Origin of the sequence: Shewanella japonica, assembly GCF_002075795.1 — a bacterium.
Classification (GTDB): domain Bacteria; phylum Pseudomonadota; class Gammaproteobacteria; order Enterobacterales; family Shewanellaceae; genus Shewanella; species Shewanella japonica.
The window spans coordinates 334,722-352,929 of the sequence record NZ_CP020472.1 but is presented as its reverse complement, the minus strand read 5'-3'; the positions used below and the strand labels follow the sequence as shown (position 1 = coordinate 352,929).

Here is an 18,208-nt window from a genome sequence, read left to right as displayed (position 1 = left end):
AAGGATATGTCATGAAACCAATGTGCTTATTGCCAATAGCCCTAATTGCCAGCTTCAGTTTACTCAGTCCAATCGCTCAGGCTGATACTTATACAAAGGAAGAATACCAACAGATATTTGCAGGTGATGATACCTATAAACAAGAGCAAGCCATTGAGTCTATTTTCTTCGTTGGTTTGAATGATCCCAGTACCTACCAATCGATTAAAACCAAGATAGATACCTTATTACCATCGGCCAAAGATAAGCATGTCATTGATAATATTGCCTGGTTAATAAAGGGGCTTGGCTATTCTGGCGATCCTCAATTTCGTGAATACCTAAACCAACTGGCACAAGGTGATACTCATAAGAAAATCCGTAAATACGCCAAACGTGCACTAGCTGACTTATCAAAATTCGAGCAGTGGAACCCGATTTTACAAGACAAAAGTCAATACAACCCCGAGCAATCACATCGAACTAATGTATATGCCGCAGCACTACGTAGTGACAACCTTGAGCTGATGAGAACGACGGCAAAACGTATCGCAAATGAGCGATTATTTGATAATTACATGCTGCAACAACTGGCTGCACAACTTAGCCCTATGCGTTTAATCGACGACAATAAGCTAGCCATAGATACTTACGCTTGGATAACACGCGCGCTAGCGACCTCAGGTAATGAAGACTTTAAAGCTGATGTGGAAGCCGTCGCACAAAATGCAAAACAGAAAAAACTACGCAAATACGCCACTAAATATTTAGCGAAGTTTTATTAAGCCCATTGATTAGTTATGCATGGGCGTTAATCCCTAAGCAATAAGCGGTAAGTCATAAACAATTTGTCATCAACATTAGTTATAGAGCATGACCACTTCATGCTCTTGTTATTAACAACCTTGATCTTTATAATGCATTAGAATAATCTTATTGAACAAAATCTAATGCAAATCAAAGTGAGGTTCTAATGGTCACGGCAAGCACAACTTCGATTTCGGTAAATACCAAGCTGACAGGGGCACAAGCCACTGCAATCTGTTGGGAGTTAATTAAGCATGGTGCAATGCTAATTGATGTACGAAACCCTGATGAATTTGCGAGTGGCCATTTACCACAAGCCATAAACGTGCCGTTAACTGAATTACCGGTTTGGCTTGATGCCCATCATGTAGAGCAGCAATTTGTCGTATATTGTGGCGCCGGGATAAGAGCGCAAAAGGGTTGCGATATATTCGAGTCTAAAGGGTTCAATTGTGCAGTAAATGGTGGAGCAATGAAGGACTTACTGTGCTGCGAATCTTTAAGTCAGTAATCTAGTGAAGGATACCCTCAGCTAGGCCTATACGACGTGGTTGTGTCCTTGAATAATACCTAACGATTCTCTAAGAATTAGTAACTAAAATATAAGCCACTAAACGTAGCGCAGAGCTTACCTGCGCAATGTAATTGCACCTCAAGCTTAACCTTCGCTTTTTTACCATTATTAATTGCTTCGAAGACACTCATATCGGGTAACCCCGTCTCAGAAGAAGCTGATTTATCAGTCAGTGATTCTGGCCAAATCACTGTCACTATTGGCGCTTCGGTTACAGGAGCCAAATATCGAATGTTTGCATCGGCTAAAACAATATTACCTTCTACTCCAGCCAAGCGTTGTTGTAACCACAACATTCCCCACCCCGTTAGGGTCATTAAGGTATAAATACTGCCAGCAAACATAGTTTGATGAAGGTTAATATTGGGAGAAAGTGGCGCTGTAACAGTAAAGCATTGATTGTCAAAACTGAGCGGAGTAACTTGCATAAACTGACTCACAGGAATGGTTTGATACCACGTCTGCGTTAACTCATTAAGTAAAACCGCTATCCTGGATGAGCCAGTATTCATGATGCCTTTCCGTTATACCTGAAGATTAAAGGTAACTGGACCATCATTGAGCAATTCAACTTTCATATCTGCACCAAACTCACCCGTTTGCGTCACCACGCCTTGCTCTTGGCAATAGGCAACAAAAGCTTCATACAACTCATTAGCTTGTTCAGGGGTTGCAGCAGAAGAAAAGCTAGGACGTAACCCGCGGCCAGTATCAGCTGCCAAGGTGAATTGAGACACGACTAACAGTTCGCCACCTACCTGTTGCGGGTTGAGGTTCATCTTGCCATTTTCATCACCAAAAACACGGTAAGCCATCACTTTTTTAGCCAACTTACGCATTTTTTCTAAGTCATCATCTTTTTCAACACCAAGTAGCACTAATAAACCTTTATTGATGCTACCTGTGACATGCTTATCATCATCACGATGAACGGTGACACTGGCATGTGCCACCCGTTGAATTAACCCAATCAAAGTTACTTCCTATTAATCGACCCGAGAAAGCCGATATTCTACAAGATTATGCGCCCGTGTCAGGCTTAATCACAGGAATAGGTTTGATCAAGTGCTCAGAACCTTTAGGTAAAGATTTTCCCACTTGCTTTAAACCTTCATCGGTCCACAACATAAAGCGACGTAATTCTTCAACTTGAATAGAATCAACAAATGTCGCAGCACCTTGAACCTGAATCACACCGCCATTTTCACGAACAACAAACTTTGCAAAATTAAGCTTTTGGTTTAATGAACCAATCAAAACCAACAGTTCTTTACTGCCGTGTAATTGCGGGTGAACGGCAAATAAACGGTTCGTTAAAATGCGGTCTATTCCCTTTTCACTCATACTTGGTTGCAATACAAATTGATTATCGCCAAATTGCACAGCCACACTGGTAGGGCTGAGTTTAGTCGCTAAATAACTAGACTTAATCAATGCGTTATAAAGCGCATCAGCAGCTTGTTGGTCCGTCATTCCTGTCATGTCAATGCTGGCAGGGGCAGCAGATACAACACTTTCTGAAGTGTTATTATCTGTTGTTGCACAAGCCGATAAACCTAATACACATGCCGCTAAAATCAATTTTTTCATTTGCTTTCCTTATAGAATACAGACTGCACTACTGCCATAGCAGTAGGCTTTCATTGTGACTTCTGCTATTGAATGACATTTATAATTACCCCAAATGGGAGCGAAAAAGTCAGGCCACTTGCCCATGATAATGACAGAAGCCCAACAAAATTACTTAATATTTTGCTGATATACGCTTTATTAGACCCTTAGCAATCACGTTTTATTAGATGCCTGAGTGTTAAAAGTAGACGCTGCTTGATTACTCTTTTCTTGCTCACTTGCAGCGATACCATTGCTGTCATCACTGGCTTGCACCTCACTATTTTCCGAAGTGCTGTCAGCCAACATGTCTCTTTGTAAATATTCTGGCATTGCAGCGGTAATTTCAGCGCCAAGTAACACGATCATCCAAGACACATAGACCCAAACGAATAAGATAGGAATCGTCGCCAGAGCCCCATAAATGGCCTCATAACTCGGAAACTGAGTCACATAAAACGCGAATCCTTTCTTACCTGCTTCAAACAGCATTGCCGCAACGATAGCCCCAAGTAGCGCATGTAAAAATCGAACTTTTCTATTAGGAACAACCATATATAAAAGTAAGATTGATGCTACAGAAAACAACATTGGTAAACGCTCAACCAGCCAAGTCATCAGCCCTGAAATTTCTGCCATTTCAAATACTTTAAGTGACACGACATATGAGGTTGCCACTAAACTTGCCCCAATTAACACTGGACCTAAGGTCAGTACCATCCAATACATCGAAAAAGACACCACATAAGAGCGGGTCTCTGTGGTACGCCAAATATTGTTTAATGCTTTATCAATGGCAGAAATCAACATTAACGCTACGACCACTAACGCAATGACACCGACAAACGTGCCTTTCGAAGCATTTTCAACAAATTCATTGATATAGATTTGTACTGTGTCACCCGCTGCAGGTAAAAAATTGTCATAAATAAAACTTTCAATCTTGCCGCGGATCCCCTGAAATACAGGAAAAGCAGACAGCATCGACATGGTCACAGCAACCATTGGAACTAACGACAGTAAGGTGACATAAGTTAAATGACCTGCTTTAACGTTAATTTGATCTTCAACCACACGTCGCTTTACATGGACGATAAATTTCCAAATACTGAGATTAATATTTTTTAAATACGCTACATCTATCTTATTTGTCACAATTTTCTCTGATTATTTATTTTCAATTACCGAGTTAACTTCGTACAATGTTATAACACGATAGTTACACTCCAAGGGAGTTTTTTAATGTCTCAACAAGGTTCAGCTGGCAATGTCATCGCCGCCATTGCCAGTGTTTTCTTCCCAGGCTTAGGGCAACTCGTTCAAGGCCGTATCATTGCTGCAATTTTATTCTTCGTGATCACTGCAGTGTGTTATTTCTTCTGGGTACTTATTATTCCCGCCATCATTGGAGCGGTGTTTCATCTTTGGAGCATCATTGATGCTGCCATGTTTAAAGCAGATTAATTTAACGACAACATTTAAGAGAGCATAAGATGAAGAAATGGATATCACTTGCCTTCCTTAGCGCAAGCTTGTTACTAAGTGGCTGCCAAAGCGCCTATTACGGTGCAATGGAAAAAGTTGGCTATCACAAGCGTGACATCATGGTGGATCGCGTTCAAGAAGCAAAAGAGTCTCAAGAAGAAGCACAAGAACAATTCAGTTCAGCTCTCGAAGAGATGCAAGCACTACTCGCTTTCGATGGCGGCGATTTAGAAGACGCCTATAACAAAGCTAAAGATGAATATGAATCAGCTCAATCAGCAGCCGATGAAGTTGGTAGCCGCATTGATAAAGTTGAAGATGTGGCCGAAGCCTTATTCGAAGAGTGGGAAGCTGAAATTCAAGAAATCAGTAAAGCAAGCCTTCGTCGTAATAGCACTAATAAGTTAAACGAAACTGAGCGTTCGTATAATTCATTAGTCAAAGGCATGCGCCGTGCAGAAGCCAAAATGCCTCCGATTTTAACCGCGATGAAAGACAACATGCTGTACTTAAAGCATAACCTTAATGCCCAAGCCATTGGCGCAATTAAAGGCGAGTTTAATAGCTTACAGTCTGACATTTCTAGCTTGATTTCAGAAATGAATAAATCAATTGCTGAATCAAATAAGTTTATTGAGGCAATGGAAAAAGGCTAACTGCCACCATTGATATCATGAAGCATAAAATGGCGCTTGAAGACCTCTACCTTCGGCGCCATTTTTATTGAGCCTAGCTCGCCCTTTCGCCTAGTCCACAGTTATCGGGTAAGAAGATGTTAACTTAAACCGATTTGATTTATATTTCAGTTTGCCGCATTCAAGGTCGCTCTGTTAGTAGCAGTTTTTATATAAACGCACCATGTCTAAACGGTAATAAGCCTAAAATGGTAACAGGTATAAATGGCAACAGCATCGCAAGCTGCACCAATATGGAAGTCTACTCGCTACATACATTTAACCCGTAACGTCTTATATTAATTGCTAACTTTTTAATGCTTACTTTTATTAGTTTACTATGGTGGATTCAATGAGCAGCCTAATGCATACCATGCGCTTTTTTATACTGCCGATTATTATCACTTTTCTATCATTAGGCTTATTAGAACACTTTCAAACTCATTGGATTGATTGGCAAGATACCCTACATTTTGCACCTTATTGGTTATTGGCGGCATCTTCATTAATTTGTTTGCAATTTAATCGTAGTCGACTGTTTTATATAGGTTTGATGTTACTCACCTTTTACGCTTTGCAAAGTAACCGTCTGTTTTTATCGCCTGTCATTCATCAATTTTTACCGCTTTTTGGCACCTTGGTGATCACGCTATTTTGTTTTATTAAAGATCGCGGCGTCATCAGTGTGCACAGTTTTTATCGTATCGGTGGCATTGTTCTTTGTGGTTTAATCGCCTATTGCTGGGTGTATCTCACTGGCCAATACTCGGCAACGATTAGTCAATTTCAGCAAAGTATTGGGTTAACAATCGAGCAGTCCCCCTTGTATCTGCTCCCTATTTATCCACTGGCAATCATCTTACTGTGTAAGCTCAGTTGGAAAAGCAACTTAGCACAAACCAGCCTTGGTATTTGTTTACTGCTATGGCTGGGCTACTTTTTGGTGCCGACTAACCTGCCGTTATCTGTACTATTTAGCTGTATTGCGATTAGCTTTTTAATCACAGTCCTGTTCGACTCTTACTTTTTAGCTTATCGGGATGAACTCACGGGACTACCGTCACGTCGAGCCTTGTTTAATTTAAGCCTAGCTTTAGGCAGAAAGTACACGGTTGCTATGGTCGATATCGATCACTTCAAAAGCTTTAATGACACCTATGGGCACGATGTTGGTGATGATGTATTGAAATTAGTGGCGGTAAAGTTATCCAAAGTCACTGGTGGCGGCAAAACCTTCCGTTATGGCGGCGAAGAGTTCACGATTGTATTTCCCCGTAAAGACATAGAACAAGTTTACTCTCATCTTGATGATGTGAGGCAAAGTATTGAAGATTATGACATTGTGCTGAGAGATGAAAATAGAAAGAACAGCTCAAAGAAACAGCGTAATAAAGCCCCTGTAAAAAAGAAAACCGTCAACGTTACCGTCTCTATTGGCTGTGCCGAGCACAAACCTGAACACAGCTTTGAGCAAAGCATGAAACTGGCAGATAAAGCCCTGTATCGAGCTAAAGACAGAGGTCGTAACCAAGTCAGGTTTTAATACTCTGCACCACTTTTATCGTCATCACCGCTTTTATTCATCACAGCGTAGCGATTAGCTTTATTGGTGTTTGTCACAAGATTAACATTCAAAAAAGGCCAAAGCGCAAAACGCTTCGGCCTTTTTATTACACAAGTTTCAGACAAAGGTATTAACCAAGCTGACCTGCCACCATAAGCTCTCGGCTCTCAGGTATTTCATTGTACGACAATACATGTAAGCCTCTTGCAAATGCTAAAGCATAGCGGGCCAGTATCGGCCTAAGCTGTGGTGCAACCAACAACAGTGGACTATGTCCTTGCTCTTTAGCATCAGCTAAGATTTGCGGCATGCCTTGTTGCAACTGAGCCAGTAACGTTGGATCAACAGGGAAGCTATCCAGCGCGACCTGACCTTGCTGCTGCGATTGGGTTAAGGCGTTCATTAAGGTTTGCTCAAGCTCTGGCGCTAATGTCAGTACATTCAATTTGGGTTCAGCGCCAGCAATACTATGCACTATGTTATTTCTTAAAGCACAACGCACATCTGCAGCTAACAGCACTGGATCTTTACTGTTTTCACTGCAATCAAGTAGTGTGGTTGCAATTGTGCGGATATCTTTTAATGACACCTGCTCTTTCAGTAATAACCGATACACTTTTAACTGCACAATTGGACTTAACGCACCGTTAAACGCTTCCGCTAACTTGGGCGATTGCTTTGCCAAGCGATCACTGAGTGCCAACACATCATCGTGTTGCAACATGTCAGGCAAGTTTTCACGGATCAGCTTACTAACGTGTGTCGCTATCACAGTGGCATTGTCCACCACCGAATAACCTAAGTTTAATGCTCTCGCTTTAGCATCTTGGTCAATCCAAATCGCGTCCATGTTATAGGCAGGCTCTTTAGTAATGATTCCATCAATATCACCAAATACCGGCCCACTTTGAATCGCCATCAGTTTTTCAGCTTGCAACTCCGCTGTCGCTGTCGGGTTACCCATCATATTAATTTGATAAGCATTTGGCGCTAACGATAAGTTATCCCTCACCCGCACTTCTGCGAGTAAAAAGCCCGCTTGTTCAGACAAGGTGCGGCGGATCCCTGTTAGGCGTTTTTGTAACTCAGCGCCTTTAGTCCGCTCAACTAAATGCACTAGCTGATACCCCAAACGTACTTCAATCAAATCGGTATAAGGTAATGCATCCCAACTTGGTGGCGATGGTTCTGTAGTATTGCTTTCCAGTCGCTCTTCAAGCTTGGTTTCAACAATGGCGGGTTTATGCTGACTTTGCTTCCAAGAAGCAAAAGCCAATAAAGCAGCGAAAGAAATAAATACCATTCCAGGCATACCTGGCACTAAACCTAAAATCAGCATTACCAATGCTGCTGTTGCTAAGGTTTTTGGGTTTGCAAGCAGTTGCTTTTGCAACTGCTCAGGCATTTCTTCAGCATCCGAAACACGGGTTACAATAATCGCCGCTGCGGTAGCTAATAGTAATGATGGGATTTGAGCAACAAGACCGTCACCAATGGTCAGTAAGGCAAACGTCTTAAATGCATCAGCTGCGCCCATACCATGCATAAACACACCAATGGCAATACCACCAATAATGTTAATCAGCAGGATCAAGATGCCAGCAATAGCGTCACCACGCACAAATTTAGACGCACCATCCATCGAACCATAGAAATCTGCTTCTCGAGCAACTTCTTGACGTCGAACACGGGCTTGTTCTTGACTTAAAATCCCAGCATTTAAATCAGCATCAATTGCCATTTGCTTACCAGGCAACGCATCCAGAGTAAAACGTGCTGAAACCTCTGATATCCTTTCACCACCTTTGGTAATCACCACAAAGTTGATAATCATCAGAATTAAGAAGATCACGGCGCCTACGACATAGTTACCGCCAATCACCACCTCACCAAATGCTTGAATGACTTTACCTGCCGAGTCTCCACCATTGTGGCCTTCGATTAACACCACACGAGTTGAGGCAACGTTCAAAGTTAATCGCATTAAAGTGGCGAGTAGCAATATCGTCGGGAATACCGAAAACTCTAAAGGCCGACGTATGGATACACTGACTAGCAACACCATTACTGCAAGTACGATGTTAAACGTAAATAAAATATCCAACAGCCAAGGTGGCAATGGCAAGATGACCATCGCCAGAACGGCTAATAACATTATCGGAATACCGATGTAGCTTCGATTGCCAGTAAAGACTTGTGCAAACCAATTCATGGTTTAATGGTTCCTTTAATCATGTCGTAAATGGGGAGGAATATAAAAATGCGGCAATGGTTCAGGCTTCTCTTGGCTGCCTGTTCTTGCTGCTTTGATTTGCAACACGTAACTCAGCACATGCGCAATAGCGACAAACAATGCCGCTGGAATTTGTTGTTCAATCTTAGTGGAATAATAAATCGCACGAGCCAGTGCTGGGATTTCAATAATTTCAACCGCATTACGTTTTGCTACATCACGCATATAAAGCGCCAGTTCGTCCACTCCTTTAGCAATAACATAAGGCGCATCTGCTTTATCAGCGTCATAACGAAGTGCAACTGAATAATGAGTAGGGTTAACCAGTAATACATCGGCTTGTGGCACAGCAACATCAGCACGAGAGCGGCTAATTTTTTGCTGCATTTGGCGAATTTTAGCTTTAATTTCTGGCTTACCGTCTTGCTGTTTATGCTCATCTTTCACTTCCTGATGAGACATTTTTAGCTCGTTATGATGATGCCAATACTGATATGGCACATCGATAAATGTGATAATCAGCAGACCGACGCCTAAATAAAACATCCCAGTTGATATCGTATCAATGCTGTATTTAACGGCTTCATCTACTGGCAGCTGACTACTTGCCATAATGCCTTGCAAGTTACTCTGCAAAAAATACAGCATGATGCTGACTAGCAAAGTGATTTTTAAGACCGATTTAACCAACTCCACCAATGATTTAATTGACACCATTCGCCCTAAGCCAGCAATGGGATCAATACGGCTATATTTGAAGAAGGCATTTTTAATACTAAATAGCGGCCCACCAGGTAATGCGCCTGCAATCATGCCGATAGCGGCCACTAAGATAAATAACGGCCCAAGAAGATGTAGAATTCCGACAATCGCAGCCCCCATATGCATTTCTAGCATTTTGGGCTCATTTAACTGCTCTTTAGTGAGATTCATATTGAAGCGAGTAATTTCGGCCATTTCACTGCCTATCCACTCGGCGCTGCTCGTTAGCATGACAGCGCAACCAATGATCAGCGCTGATGCGGCTAAGTCTTTGGAGCGTGGAACTTGCCCTTGCTCGCGGGCTTTTTTGAGTTTTTGTGGTGTTGCCTGTTCAGTTTTACTTTGGCCGGTATCTTTATTGCTCATCACTAGCCCCCGATAAACTGATGCATGCTAGATAAAGCATCGAGGCAAATGTCACTATAGCGACTAGCAAGGCCGCTAAACGAAAAGAATACGCACAGCAGCCCCATTAACATCGACATAGGAAAACCTAAGGCAAACACGTTTAATGAAGGCGCAGATTTACTCAACACACCAAAAGTTAAATTAACCATCAACATGGCGACAATCGCAGGTAAAGCCAGCATAAATGCGGCCGCAAATAACCAGCCAACTCGCTCAACCAGTCCCATTAAAGGCAACTCAAATATGCCCATGCCAATTGGCCACAAATAAAAGCTATCAACGATAACGCCAATAGCAACTAAGTGACCGTCTAACGCTAAAAATAATAACGTGCCATACAGTAAAAACCATTGACCAAGAATAGGATTAGAGTTGCCGTTAGCAGGGTCGTTCATAATGGCCATTGCCAAGCCCATTTGCATTGACATCATCGCGCCCATCTTGGTCATTACACTGATCATGATCAGTAAAAATAATGCCAACATAAAGCCAACAAGCAATTGCTCAACGGCCAATAACGCAGCCCCTATTGAGATAGCGTCAACGGCAGGCACTGGGGGTAAAATTGGCGCCACTAGAGCACTCAACAGCATGGCAAATAGCAGTCGTATTTTGACCGGAATATAGTTACTGCTTAAAAAAGGCATCACAATAAATGCCCCCATAAACCGACAAAATGGCCACCAAAATGAGCCAATAAAAGCACTGATTTGTACCGATGTTAACGACAACATCAGTTGCTATCTACCCAGTCAAAATTCAGCGGCTCAGCCATGCTAAATGCGTTCATCTACTCGCCTAACCAATCACATGGGGAATACTGAAAAATAGCCGCTCAAACAAGTCACTGATTTTCATCAACAACCACTCACCTGCAAATAAGACCATCAACAGCGTTAACACTAAGCGAGGTAAAAAGCTTAATGTTTGCTCATTCACTTGGGTCGCCGCTTGGAACACAGCGACAATCAGTCCCACAATCAAGCCTGGCACGACCAATACGCCCACCATCATCACCACTAAAAATATCGCTTCAGCAAAAAATGACGTTAGCTCGTTTACATCCATCTTATTGCTCCCGCAGGTGGCCGCTTCAGCTGTTCAATCATCTGATTTGTACTGGTCATTAAAATCCATGCTAGATGTATCATCGTCTACCCTAGCTAGCCAAAGCTGCCTGTTAACGTACCCACAGTCATTGCCCAACCATCCACTAACACGAACACCATGAGTTTAAATGGTAGAGATATAATCAATGGCGACAGCATCATCATCCCCATCGACATCAAGACGCTCGCAACCACTAAATCAATCACTAGAAAGGGAATATAAAGTAGGAAGCCAATTTGAAATGCTGTTTTCAGCTCGCTCAATACAAATGCAGGCATCAAAACAAAGAAGGGGATTTCGTCTGCGGTTAATGTCACTGGCTCATTAGCAATTTTTAGCATTTGCTCTAAATCTGTTTCACGAGTTTGCGCCAACATAAATTGTCGTAAAGGCACTTCTGCCCTCACAATCAATTCTGTTAATTCAATTTCACCCTTGTCATAGGGTAAAAATGCATCTTCATAAATCACATCACCAACGGGGCGCATAATAAAAATAGACATGACTAAAGCAATGCCAATTAACACTTTATTAGGTGGACTTTGTTGTAAGCCCAACGCCTGTCTCAAAATTGCTAACACAATGATAATTCGAGTAAAGCTTGTCATCATCATCAACATCGCAGGTAAAAAACTTAGCAAGGTCATCATGGCTAAGATTTCTAATTTGACGTTCACGGTTTGCGACTGGTCGCCGTCCGCTAAAGTGAATAAGGTTAATCCATCATTAGCATAAGCACTGGGTGCTAATAGGCATAACAGAAGCAGGATGACACGAACCATATTAGTCGTTTGCTCCAGTTAAGCTTATCGCTTCCACTTCAAGCAATCTCACACCATATCGGCCATTCACTTCAACCACTTCACCACGACCTAACAAAGCACCATTAACACGAATATCCAATGGTTCGCCTACCATGCGATCCAATGCAACAACGTCGCCTTCTCCCATTTGGGTTAGCTCACCTAAAGACATTTCTGTACTCGCTAATTCCAATGTCACTTGCACTGGTAACTGGTGAAAAAATGACATCTCTTTTAAGGTTTTAGCCTTTGGAGCAGGTTGTGGCTCTGCTAGGGTATCTTCTAATAACAGATCATCATCAAGTAAGAATTCATCATCTTGTAAAAGTATATTTTCAGGCATGGGTAGAGTCCTCTGGGTGAAACGCTTCCTGGGTAAGTTTGGCGACCATTTGTCCATCATCATTATGAACAGTGGCATAAAATAGGGGTCTGCGACCGATAGTCACTGGGCAGCGAGAATGCAAACTCATCGGTAAAATATCACCGACTTTCAAGCCTTCTAATGACGTCACAGGCATTAATTGATGACCAATTTCTAACGTGGCTTTTATCGGAATTTGTCTTAAACGCTGACTTAATTGGCTATTGAGGTTTTCAGCAGCTTGATATTCACTTGGCTGTTCAGCCATCAATCCCAAAGCAAATTCTGTCATGCATAACATCATTGGCGGGCCAACATGCTCTGCTGGAAAGCTCAGAGTCCAAGCAAGAGGCACCTCTAATGGCGTGGTATTCACCACCAATTCAAGATCTAAGCCGTCGTCATCGAGTTCAGTTATCGGTAAAACGTCCAACGCAGAACGCAATAAACGCTTCACCAAACGAAACTCAGACAAACTAGGCGCCCGTAAAGGTGACTGTAACGGGCTAGAGAAACTACCGTAATAACCGCTAGCTAACTGATCTAACGTACATTTATCAATTCGCCACCAAGCCAGTGGAGTTCGGCGGTAACTCATCAAAAACCACGCGTGGTTTAAGTCAGGTGTTACTGTATTCAGATCGGTTGAAAGCGATACTTTTGACAATGCGTGATGACCTTGGCCAATAATCGGCCCTAATAAGTCATTTATATTGTCGAGCAGTGTTCTATGGCAACGCTCTAGCTGCAATACTAGTCGGCTGCGTGCAAGTTTCTCTTGAACTAACGCAACGGTTCTCACTTTTGGAAGCTGCTGCTTCTTAATCAAACTTGCTTTAGCTGTGGTTTTCATTTTAATTTAAAACTCACTTAACTATAAAATATCCATAAATTAATAACCGTAATAATATGTATCAAATTTATATTATCACCCACACGCAACTGAACTAAAAACGACCACCTTATTAATATACAAACAATTCAGGCGACATTTCTTTGGCAAACAAATATATTTTGACAACCAAATATAATAAATCAGCTAGTAGTACATATAACAACGACCACAGAAACAGATAATCAAAACAAATAAACAACAACACTTAAATAATAAACAAACCCCAAATATAAAAACAAAAAAATAAATATTATTACAAAGCGACTATAATCGTAAAAAACTTTAAATTTATTTTAAAATAACAAAAATTAATTTTTAAAATAAATAAAATCATATACTTAAAAACCAGATAACTGTGTCTAGTTTCTATATAACTTAGAGGAATCAGTATTTCGGCAAGATACTACATCATTTAAATAACGAAAGACAATGACATATATATGAACAAACAATAAAGCTTGCACTATTTAAAACTTTTTATAAAAATTCATTTTAATCATTTTTCTTTTAGTGTTTAATACTGCAAAACTTTATTACGTTACAGACATAACAAATAAAAATAGGATGTTAGTAATTGAAAAAAATAATACTGATTACAATTATCGCATTTATTTTTCCGCTTAAATCGTATGCAGGAGTAATAGAGAATAAATATCAAACCAAGATGGAAAAATCTTCTTGGGAGTTCAGTGGAAATATATTTCACTGTGAAATAAGCCACCAAGTGGATGGGTTCGGAGACTTTATGCTCACCGCCACGCCTGGTGACGAGTTATTCATTAGTTTAACTGCTGACTGGCTGAGCCTGCGTGATCATGCCAGCGAAATAATAATTGAATCTTCTTCATGGCAGCAGCAGAACAACGCCGCTTTTGCACAATCAGAACTAAACTGGCAAGGTCATACCGCTAAAACGAGCCGAAACAGCGCAGCTTTTTTAGAGGCCTTAGAGCAAGGGCTGACGTGGCAAGTCAATATTGATCCAGGTAAAAATATCAAATATAAGGTGAATTCTTCACCCGTTTCTACTCGTGCCATCGTAAGAGAATTTAGATTATGTAAGCAAAACCTGCTGCCTAAGCCTTTTTCCTATGTACGCAGAGTGGATATGCAGTTTAATAGCAACTCGACACATCTATCTCCTGAGTACGAGCAGGATTTAATCGCAATTGCTCGCTATATTGCGGCTGATGACAATGTCACAGAAGTCCTTATCGATGGGCATGCTGATGCATCAGGAGATCACTTCGTGAACTTGCAATTAAGCAAGGAGCGCGCCTATGAAGTTCAAGCAAGATTAATTGAGCTTGGCGTGCCCAATACAATGATTCAAGTGCGCCATCATGGCACAAGAAACCCCATTGCCAGTAATAATAGTGCCCAAGGACGTGAGCTGAACCGTCGCGTTATGGTGAGATTAGTTAAAACGAATAACCTTACCGCTCTCAAAACGCAGAAGGCCAGTCGATGAGTCAGCAATACTCAATCCAGTTGGTCGATTGCCAACTGTGTGAAACCGCTGCCGCATTATTGCTAAGCAATGGTTTTCAGTTATGGAGCAATCACCAGCCATCGCCTTGGCTGAATCTGGTGAATTTATCAGATTGTGAACCTGAACAAGTAGCACAGCGTTTAGCCATGTACCCGAGTAAGAATCAGATTGCCTTACTTGATCCAGAACAAACCGAATTGGCTAGTATTGCAATGCAGTCAGGAGTGCAAGATTATCTGTTGCAGCCGATTGATAATCAACAACTTATTGCACTGTTAACCCGTCTAAAAACTTTAGATAAAATTGATTCAGACATCGTTGCATCATCCGCTGTCAGTCGTCAATTATTGATGCTTGCTCAACGTGCAGCAATCACCAATGCTACGGTATTATTGACTGGTGAAAGTGGTACAGGTAAAGAGCCATTAGCCCGTTATATTCATCGTCACTCCAATCGTTCACAAGCCCCATTAATTTCGATCAACTGTGCGGCCATTCCTGAAAGCATTTTAGAGTCAATTCTATTTGGCCATGTCAAAGGCGCCTTTACTGGAGCTGTCAGCGATCAATCAGGTAAGTTTGAACAAGCCAATGGTGGCACTTTACTGTTAGATGAAATCGGCGAAATGCCGCTCGTCTTACAAGCTAAATTACTGCGAGTTTTACAAGAGCGCGAAGTTGAAAGAATTGGCAGCCATAAAGCGATACCGCTCGATATTCGCGTGATTGCATCAACAAATAAAGACTTACGCAAAGCTGTTGAGAATGGTGAGTTTAGGCAAGATCTATTCTACCGCTTAGATGTATTACCGCTAAAAATTACCCCACTAAGACAACGTCGTGAAGACATCATGCCTATTGCAGAGCACTTTTTAGACATGTACCACAACAATAACTCTGAACAAGTCTGTTACTTCAGTGATCAGGCCCGTAGTGTACTGCTCGGCCATGACTGGAGTGGCAATGTAAGAGAGCTTGAAAATACAATTCAGCGCGCATTAATCATGCGCCGTGGTCAAGCGATTCAGACCGCTGACTTAGGCATAGAAGCAGAACAAACTGCTCAGTTAGCGCCTCAACAAAGTGGCCTGAAAGACTCTAAACGACAAGCAGAGTTTCAATACATCATAGACACACTGAAACGCTTCAATGGTCAACGAAACCTCACCGCAGAATCTCTTGGCATGACAACACGTGCATTGCGTTACAAGCTTGCTCAAATGCGCGAACAAGGGATAGACATAGACCTTGCTCTTGGCAAAGTAGCGTAATTACCCTCTAGCAAATAGATAGGAAAACCAATGGCTAATGCAACCATGGTCAGTGCACCAATGACCAATGTTCAAACATTAATGGACCAAATGAATGTCCATTCAGAAATGGCCAAAGGCGCCATCAAAGTCGGTCCAAATCCGAGAGACTTTGGCACTCAACACCCTTCATTCACTGAATTGATGGAGCAAAAGGTTGCTGCAGTTAACACCGACCAAAACACCTCATCAGCACTTATGCGTGCTGTCGATAGTGGCGAAAGTGATGATTTAGTTGGTGCCATGGTGGCCTCACAAAAAGCCAGTTTGTCATTCGCCACTATGATTCAAATTCGAAACCGTTTGGTACAAGCGTTCGATGACGTAATGAAAATGCCGATTTAATCAATATTGATATAAATCAGCTCATTAACGATAAGTTTCAATAGCCTAAACCGCCTTAGTGCAAGGAAATTAGACACAATGCCTACAACTCTTACTCAAACTAGCCAACCCGTTACCGAGGTTGGAGAGAAAAAATCGCCTTTTGCGACGATAAAAGAGAAATGGACCAGTTTCAATCAAGGCGATAAACAAGTTGCCGTGCTTGCGGTTTTCGCCATCGTCGTGGCCTGCGTCATCGTGCTGATGTTATGGACCGCAAGCCAAGGCTACCGACCTTTATACGGCAGCCAGGAAAAAGTCGAAACGGCGCAAATTATTGAAGTTCTTGAAACTGAAGGAATAAGCTATCGTCTTGATACTAATTCTGGATTAGTTTTAGTGCCTGAAGACAGACTCGGCAAAGCGCGAATGATTTTGGCAGCCCGTGGTGTGAAAGCACAAATGCCGATGGGAATGGAGTCACTAGATAGTTCAGGCATTGGTACTAGCCAATTTATGGAGCAAGCTAAATATCGCTACAGCCTTGAAGGTGAACTCTCTCGTACCATTATGGCGCTACGTGCCGTTCGTACAGCCAGAGTGCATTTAGCGATTCCTAAAAAACCCTATTTATTAGGCAGCAACCTGAATTGCCTTCGGCATCAGTCATGCTTGATCTCTATGCAGGTAGCAACATTCAATCAGAACAGGTTGAATCGATTGTCAATCTGGTTGCAGGCAGTGTCACAGGGATGACTGCAGAGCAAGTACAAGTTGTCGACCAACAAGGTAATCACTTAAGCTCAGCGTTAACCCTCAATAATGACATTACCCAAGCACGAGATCGCCAGCTCAAGTACACCCACGAGCTAGAGCAAAGCCTCATCAACCGTGCTTCAAGTATGTTAATGCCAATCCTTGGGCAAGAAAATTTCCAAGTTCAGGTCGCTGCGCAAGTTAATTTTAATCAAGTCGAAGAAACGAATGAGTCACTCGACCCTCAATCTGTTATGCGCAACGAACAGCAAAGCTCAAATGAAGTCAATGGTGACTTGGCCATGGGAATACCCGGTGCGCTCAGTAACCAGCCTCCAGCTGCAGAAGGTGCTGAAACCAATCAACGCCGCAATGTCACTCAGCAAACTCAACGTAATTTTGATGTGGGACGTTCAGTTAAACATACCCGCTACCAACAAATGCAATTAGAGAGCCTGTCAATTTCTGTGTTGTTAAATAATCAAGCGGCAGGCGAAAACGGTTGGACTGAAGCGCAACTTGAATCAATGAGCAACATGGTCCAAGACGCCATTGGTTTTACCGCTGCGCGTGGCGATCAATTTAGTATCAATAGTTTTGATTTTGCGCCAGTGAAAGTAGCTGAATTCCAGCCTATGCCATGGTGGCAAACAGAAGGTTACGAGTCATACCTGCGTTACTTTATTGGGTTACTACTCGGTATTGGACTGATTTTCTTTGTCTTACGTCCGTTAGTTCGCCACTTAACTAAAACCGTTGACTTAAGTGCGATGAAGGAAGTTGAAGAGCAGGATAATTATCAATATCAAGAGCCTAGCCCTGCGAAATTAGACAGTAGCAATAGTGATGCACAGTCTCTTGCAGATGAGCTAATGGGACTCGGTCAGCCTCAAGCTGATGATGACCTAATGAATATTGGACTACCAGAAACCAGTTCTCCGCTAAAAGTGAAAATGGAGCACCTCAGTGTTCTCGCTGAAAAAGAGCCCGCTCGTGTAGCAGAAGTCATTGCCCACTGGATCAGCGACAAAGATGCTAAACAACACTCATAGCGAGA

19 protein-coding genes and 1 pseudogene are annotated in these 18,208 nt (G+C 42.1%); 9 read left to right on the top strand and 11 right to left on the bottom strand.

The window, feature by feature from the left end:
* Nucleotides 1–11: 11 nt before the first annotated feature.
* Both SJ2017_RS01580 and SJ2017_RS01575 read left to right on the top strand, forming a co-directional pair.
* Entirely contained in the window at nt 12–764 is a 753-nt protein-coding gene (locus SJ2017_RS01580; protein WP_244899754.1) for a hypothetical protein, read from the top strand.
* Nucleotides 765–952: 188 nt separating this feature from the next.
* A complete protein-coding gene (locus tag SJ2017_RS01575; protein ID WP_065110129.1) occupies nt 953–1,297 on the top strand; it encodes a rhodanese-like domain-containing protein in 345 nt (114 codons plus the stop codon).
* 77 nt (nt 1,298–1,374) lie between these two features.
* Here SJ2017_RS01575 and SJ2017_RS01570 read toward each other — a convergent pair whose 3' ends face one another.
* The 4 genes from SJ2017_RS01570 to SJ2017_RS01555 all read right to left on the bottom strand — a co-directional run bounded on the left by SJ2017_RS01570 (nt 1,375) and on the right by SJ2017_RS01555 (nt 4,126).
* Nucleotides 1,375–1,872: a thioesterase domain-containing protein gene (locus tag SJ2017_RS01570; RefSeq protein WP_080914669.1), complete on the bottom strand. Its 498-nt coding sequence runs from the start codon at nt 1,870–1,872 to the stop codon at nt 1,375–1,377.
* 12 nt (nt 1,873–1,884) lie between these two features.
* Entirely contained in the window at nt 1,885–2,334 is a 450-nt protein-coding gene (gene dtd, locus SJ2017_RS01565) for a D-aminoacyl-tRNA deacylase (RefSeq protein ID WP_080914668.1), read from the bottom strand.
* Nucleotides 2,335–2,380: 46 nt separating this feature from the next.
* Entirely contained in the window at nt 2,381–2,950 is a 570-nt protein-coding gene (locus SJ2017_RS01560) for a hypothetical protein (protein ID WP_055025277.1), read from the bottom strand.
* A gap of 195 nt (nt 2,951–3,145) precedes the next feature.
* Complete coding sequence (locus tag SJ2017_RS01555; protein ID WP_055025278.1) at nt 3,146–4,126, bottom strand: virulence factor BrkB family protein; 981 nt, start codon at nt 4,124–4,126, stop codon at nt 3,146–3,148.
* An 87-nt stretch (nt 4,127–4,213) separates the two neighbouring features.
* On the opposite strand from SJ2017_RS01555, the gene SJ2017_RS01550 reads away from it, so the two are divergent.
* The 3 genes from SJ2017_RS01550 to SJ2017_RS01540 all read left to right on the top strand — a co-directional run bounded on the left by SJ2017_RS01550 (nt 4,214) and on the right by SJ2017_RS01540 (nt 6,673).
* On the top strand, nt 4,214–4,435 hold the full coding sequence (locus SJ2017_RS01550) for a hypothetical protein (protein WP_055025279.1): 222 nt from the start codon (nt 4,214–4,216) through the stop codon (nt 4,433–4,435).
* A gap of 29 nt (nt 4,436–4,464) precedes the next feature.
* Nucleotides 4,465–5,112 (top strand): DUF2959 domain-containing protein, encoded by a 648-nt coding sequence (locus SJ2017_RS01545; protein WP_055025280.1) that lies wholly within the window; start codon nt 4,465–4,467, stop codon nt 5,110–5,112.
* Between the two features lie 370 nt (nt 5,113–5,482).
* Entirely contained in the window at nt 5,483–6,673 is a 1,191-nt protein-coding gene (locus SJ2017_RS01540) for a GGDEF domain-containing protein (protein ID WP_080914667.1), read from the top strand.
* A gap of 151 nt (nt 6,674–6,824) precedes the next feature.
* Here SJ2017_RS01540 and flhA read toward each other — a convergent pair whose 3' ends face one another.
* The 7 genes from flhA to SJ2017_RS01505 form a co-directional block, all read right to left on the bottom strand.
* A complete protein-coding gene (gene flhA, locus SJ2017_RS01535; protein WP_080914666.1) occupies nt 6,825–8,906 on the bottom strand; it encodes a flagellar biosynthesis protein FlhA in 2,082 nt (693 codons plus the stop codon).
* A 15-nt stretch (nt 8,907–8,921) separates the two neighbouring features.
* Complete coding sequence (gene flhB / locus SJ2017_RS01530; RefSeq protein WP_055025283.1) at nt 8,922–10,055, bottom strand: flagellar biosynthesis protein FlhB; 1,134 nt, start codon at nt 10,053–10,055, stop codon at nt 8,922–8,924.
* A gap of 2 nt (nt 10,056–10,057) precedes the next feature.
* A complete protein-coding gene (fliR, locus tag SJ2017_RS01525) occupies nt 10,058–10,831 on the bottom strand; it encodes a flagellar biosynthetic protein FliR (RefSeq protein ID WP_080914665.1) in 774 nt (257 codons plus the stop codon).
* 64 nt (nt 10,832–10,895) lie between these two features.
* Complete coding sequence (locus SJ2017_RS01520; protein ID WP_055025285.1) at nt 10,896–11,165, bottom strand: flagellar biosynthetic protein FliQ; 270 nt, start codon at nt 11,163–11,165, stop codon at nt 10,896–10,898.
* Between the two features lie 95 nt (nt 11,166–11,260).
* Nucleotides 11,261–11,989: a flagellar type III secretion system pore protein FliP gene (fliP, locus tag SJ2017_RS01515; protein ID WP_055025286.1), complete on the bottom strand. Its 729-nt coding sequence runs from the start codon at nt 11,987–11,989 to the stop codon at nt 11,261–11,263.
* 1 nt (nt 11,990) lies between these two features.
* Complete coding sequence (fliN, locus tag SJ2017_RS01510) at nt 11,991–12,353, bottom strand: flagellar motor switch protein FliN (RefSeq protein ID WP_055025287.1); 363 nt, start codon at nt 12,351–12,353, stop codon at nt 11,991–11,993.
* Nucleotides 12,346–13,227 carry a flagellar motor switch protein FliM gene (locus SJ2017_RS01505; RefSeq protein WP_065110133.1) on the bottom strand — a complete coding sequence of 294 codons (882 nt, stop codon included), beginning with the start codon at nt 13,225–13,227 and terminating at the stop codon, nt 12,346–12,348. The genes fliN and SJ2017_RS01505 overlap by 8 nt, the downstream gene beginning before the upstream one ends.
* 706 nt (nt 13,228–13,933) lie before the next feature.
* Here SJ2017_RS01505 and SJ2017_RS01500 point away from each other — a divergent pair.
* From SJ2017_RS01500 to fliF, 4 genes and pseudogenes are all read left to right on the top strand, one after another.
* A complete protein-coding gene (locus SJ2017_RS01500) occupies nt 13,934–14,740 on the top strand; it encodes a MotY family protein (RefSeq protein ID WP_080914664.1) in 807 nt (268 codons plus the stop codon).
* Nucleotides 14,737–16,032, top strand: a complete 1,296-nt coding sequence (locus tag SJ2017_RS01495) for a sigma-54 interaction domain-containing protein (RefSeq protein ID WP_080914663.1) — start codon at nt 14,737–14,739, stop codon at nt 16,030–16,032. Before SJ2017_RS01500 ends, SJ2017_RS01495 begins: the two co-directional genes overlap by 4 nt.
* A gap of 45 nt (nt 16,033–16,077) precedes the next feature.
* Nucleotides 16,078–16,416 carry a flagellar hook-basal body complex protein FliE gene (fliE, locus tag SJ2017_RS01490; protein ID WP_065110318.1) on the top strand — a complete coding sequence of 113 codons (339 nt, stop codon included), beginning with the start codon at nt 16,078–16,080 and terminating at the stop codon, nt 16,414–16,416.
* Between the two features lie 78 nt (nt 16,417–16,494).
* Nucleotides 16,495–18,203 (top strand): annotated as a pseudogene (gene fliF / locus SJ2017_RS01485) (flagellar basal-body MS-ring/collar protein FliF).
* Nucleotides 18,204–18,208: the final 5 nt, after the last annotated feature.

Coding starts and splice junctions, on each gene's coding strand:
- fliP (WP_055025286.1), bottom strand. CDS start 11,989: ATGGTTCGTGTCATCCTGCTTCTGTTATGCCTATTAGCACCCAGTGCT.
- SJ2017_RS01550 (WP_055025279.1), top strand. CDS start 4,214: ATGTCTCAACAAGGTTCAGCTGGCAATGTCATCGCCGCCATTGCCAGT.
- flhB (WP_055025283.1), bottom strand. CDS start 10,055: ATGAGCAATAAAGATACCGGCCAAAGTAAAACTGAACAGGCAACACCA.
- fliE (WP_065110318.1), top strand. CDS start 16,078: ATGGTCAGTGCACCAATGACCAATGTTCAAACATTAATGGACCAAATG.
- SJ2017_RS01580 (WP_244899754.1), top strand. CDS start 12: ATGAAACCAATGTGCTTATTGCCAATAGCCCTAATTGCCAGCTTCAGT.
- fliR (WP_080914665.1), bottom strand. CDS start 10,831: ATGTTGTCGTTAACATCGGTACAAATCAGTGCTTTTATTGGCTCATTT.
- fliN (WP_055025287.1), bottom strand. CDS start 12,353: ATGCCTGAAAATATACTTTTACAAGATGATGAATTCTTACTTGATGAT.
- SJ2017_RS01540 (WP_080914667.1), top strand. CDS start 5,483: ATGAGCAGCCTAATGCATACCATGCGCTTTTTTATACTGCCGATTATT.
- SJ2017_RS01545 (WP_055025280.1), top strand. CDS start 4,465: ATGAAGAAATGGATATCACTTGCCTTCCTTAGCGCAAGCTTGTTACTA.
- SJ2017_RS01500 (WP_080914664.1), top strand. CDS start 13,934: ATGGAAAAATCTTCTTGGGAGTTCAGTGGAAATATATTTCACTGTGAA.
- SJ2017_RS01560 (WP_055025277.1), bottom strand. CDS start 2,950: ATGAAAAAATTGATTTTAGCGGCATGTGTATTAGGTTTATCGGCTTGT.
- SJ2017_RS01520 (WP_055025285.1), bottom strand. CDS start 11,165: ATGGATGTAAACGAGCTAACGTCATTTTTTGCTGAAGCGATATTTTTA.
- SJ2017_RS01495 (WP_080914663.1), top strand. CDS start 14,737: ATGAGTCAGCAATACTCAATCCAGTTGGTCGATTGCCAACTGTGTGAA.
- SJ2017_RS01505 (WP_065110133.1), bottom strand. CDS start 13,227: ATGAAAACCACAGCTAAAGCAAGTTTGATTAAGAAGCAGCAGCTTCCA.
- SJ2017_RS01570 (WP_080914669.1), bottom strand. CDS start 1,872: ATGAATACTGGCTCATCCAGGATAGCGGTTTTACTTAATGAGTTAACG.
- flhA (WP_080914666.1), bottom strand. CDS start 8,906: ATGAATTGGTTTGCACAAGTCTTTACTGGCAATCGAAGCTACATCGGT.
- SJ2017_RS01575 (WP_065110129.1), top strand. CDS start 953: ATGGTCACGGCAAGCACAACTTCGATTTCGGTAAATACCAAGCTGACA.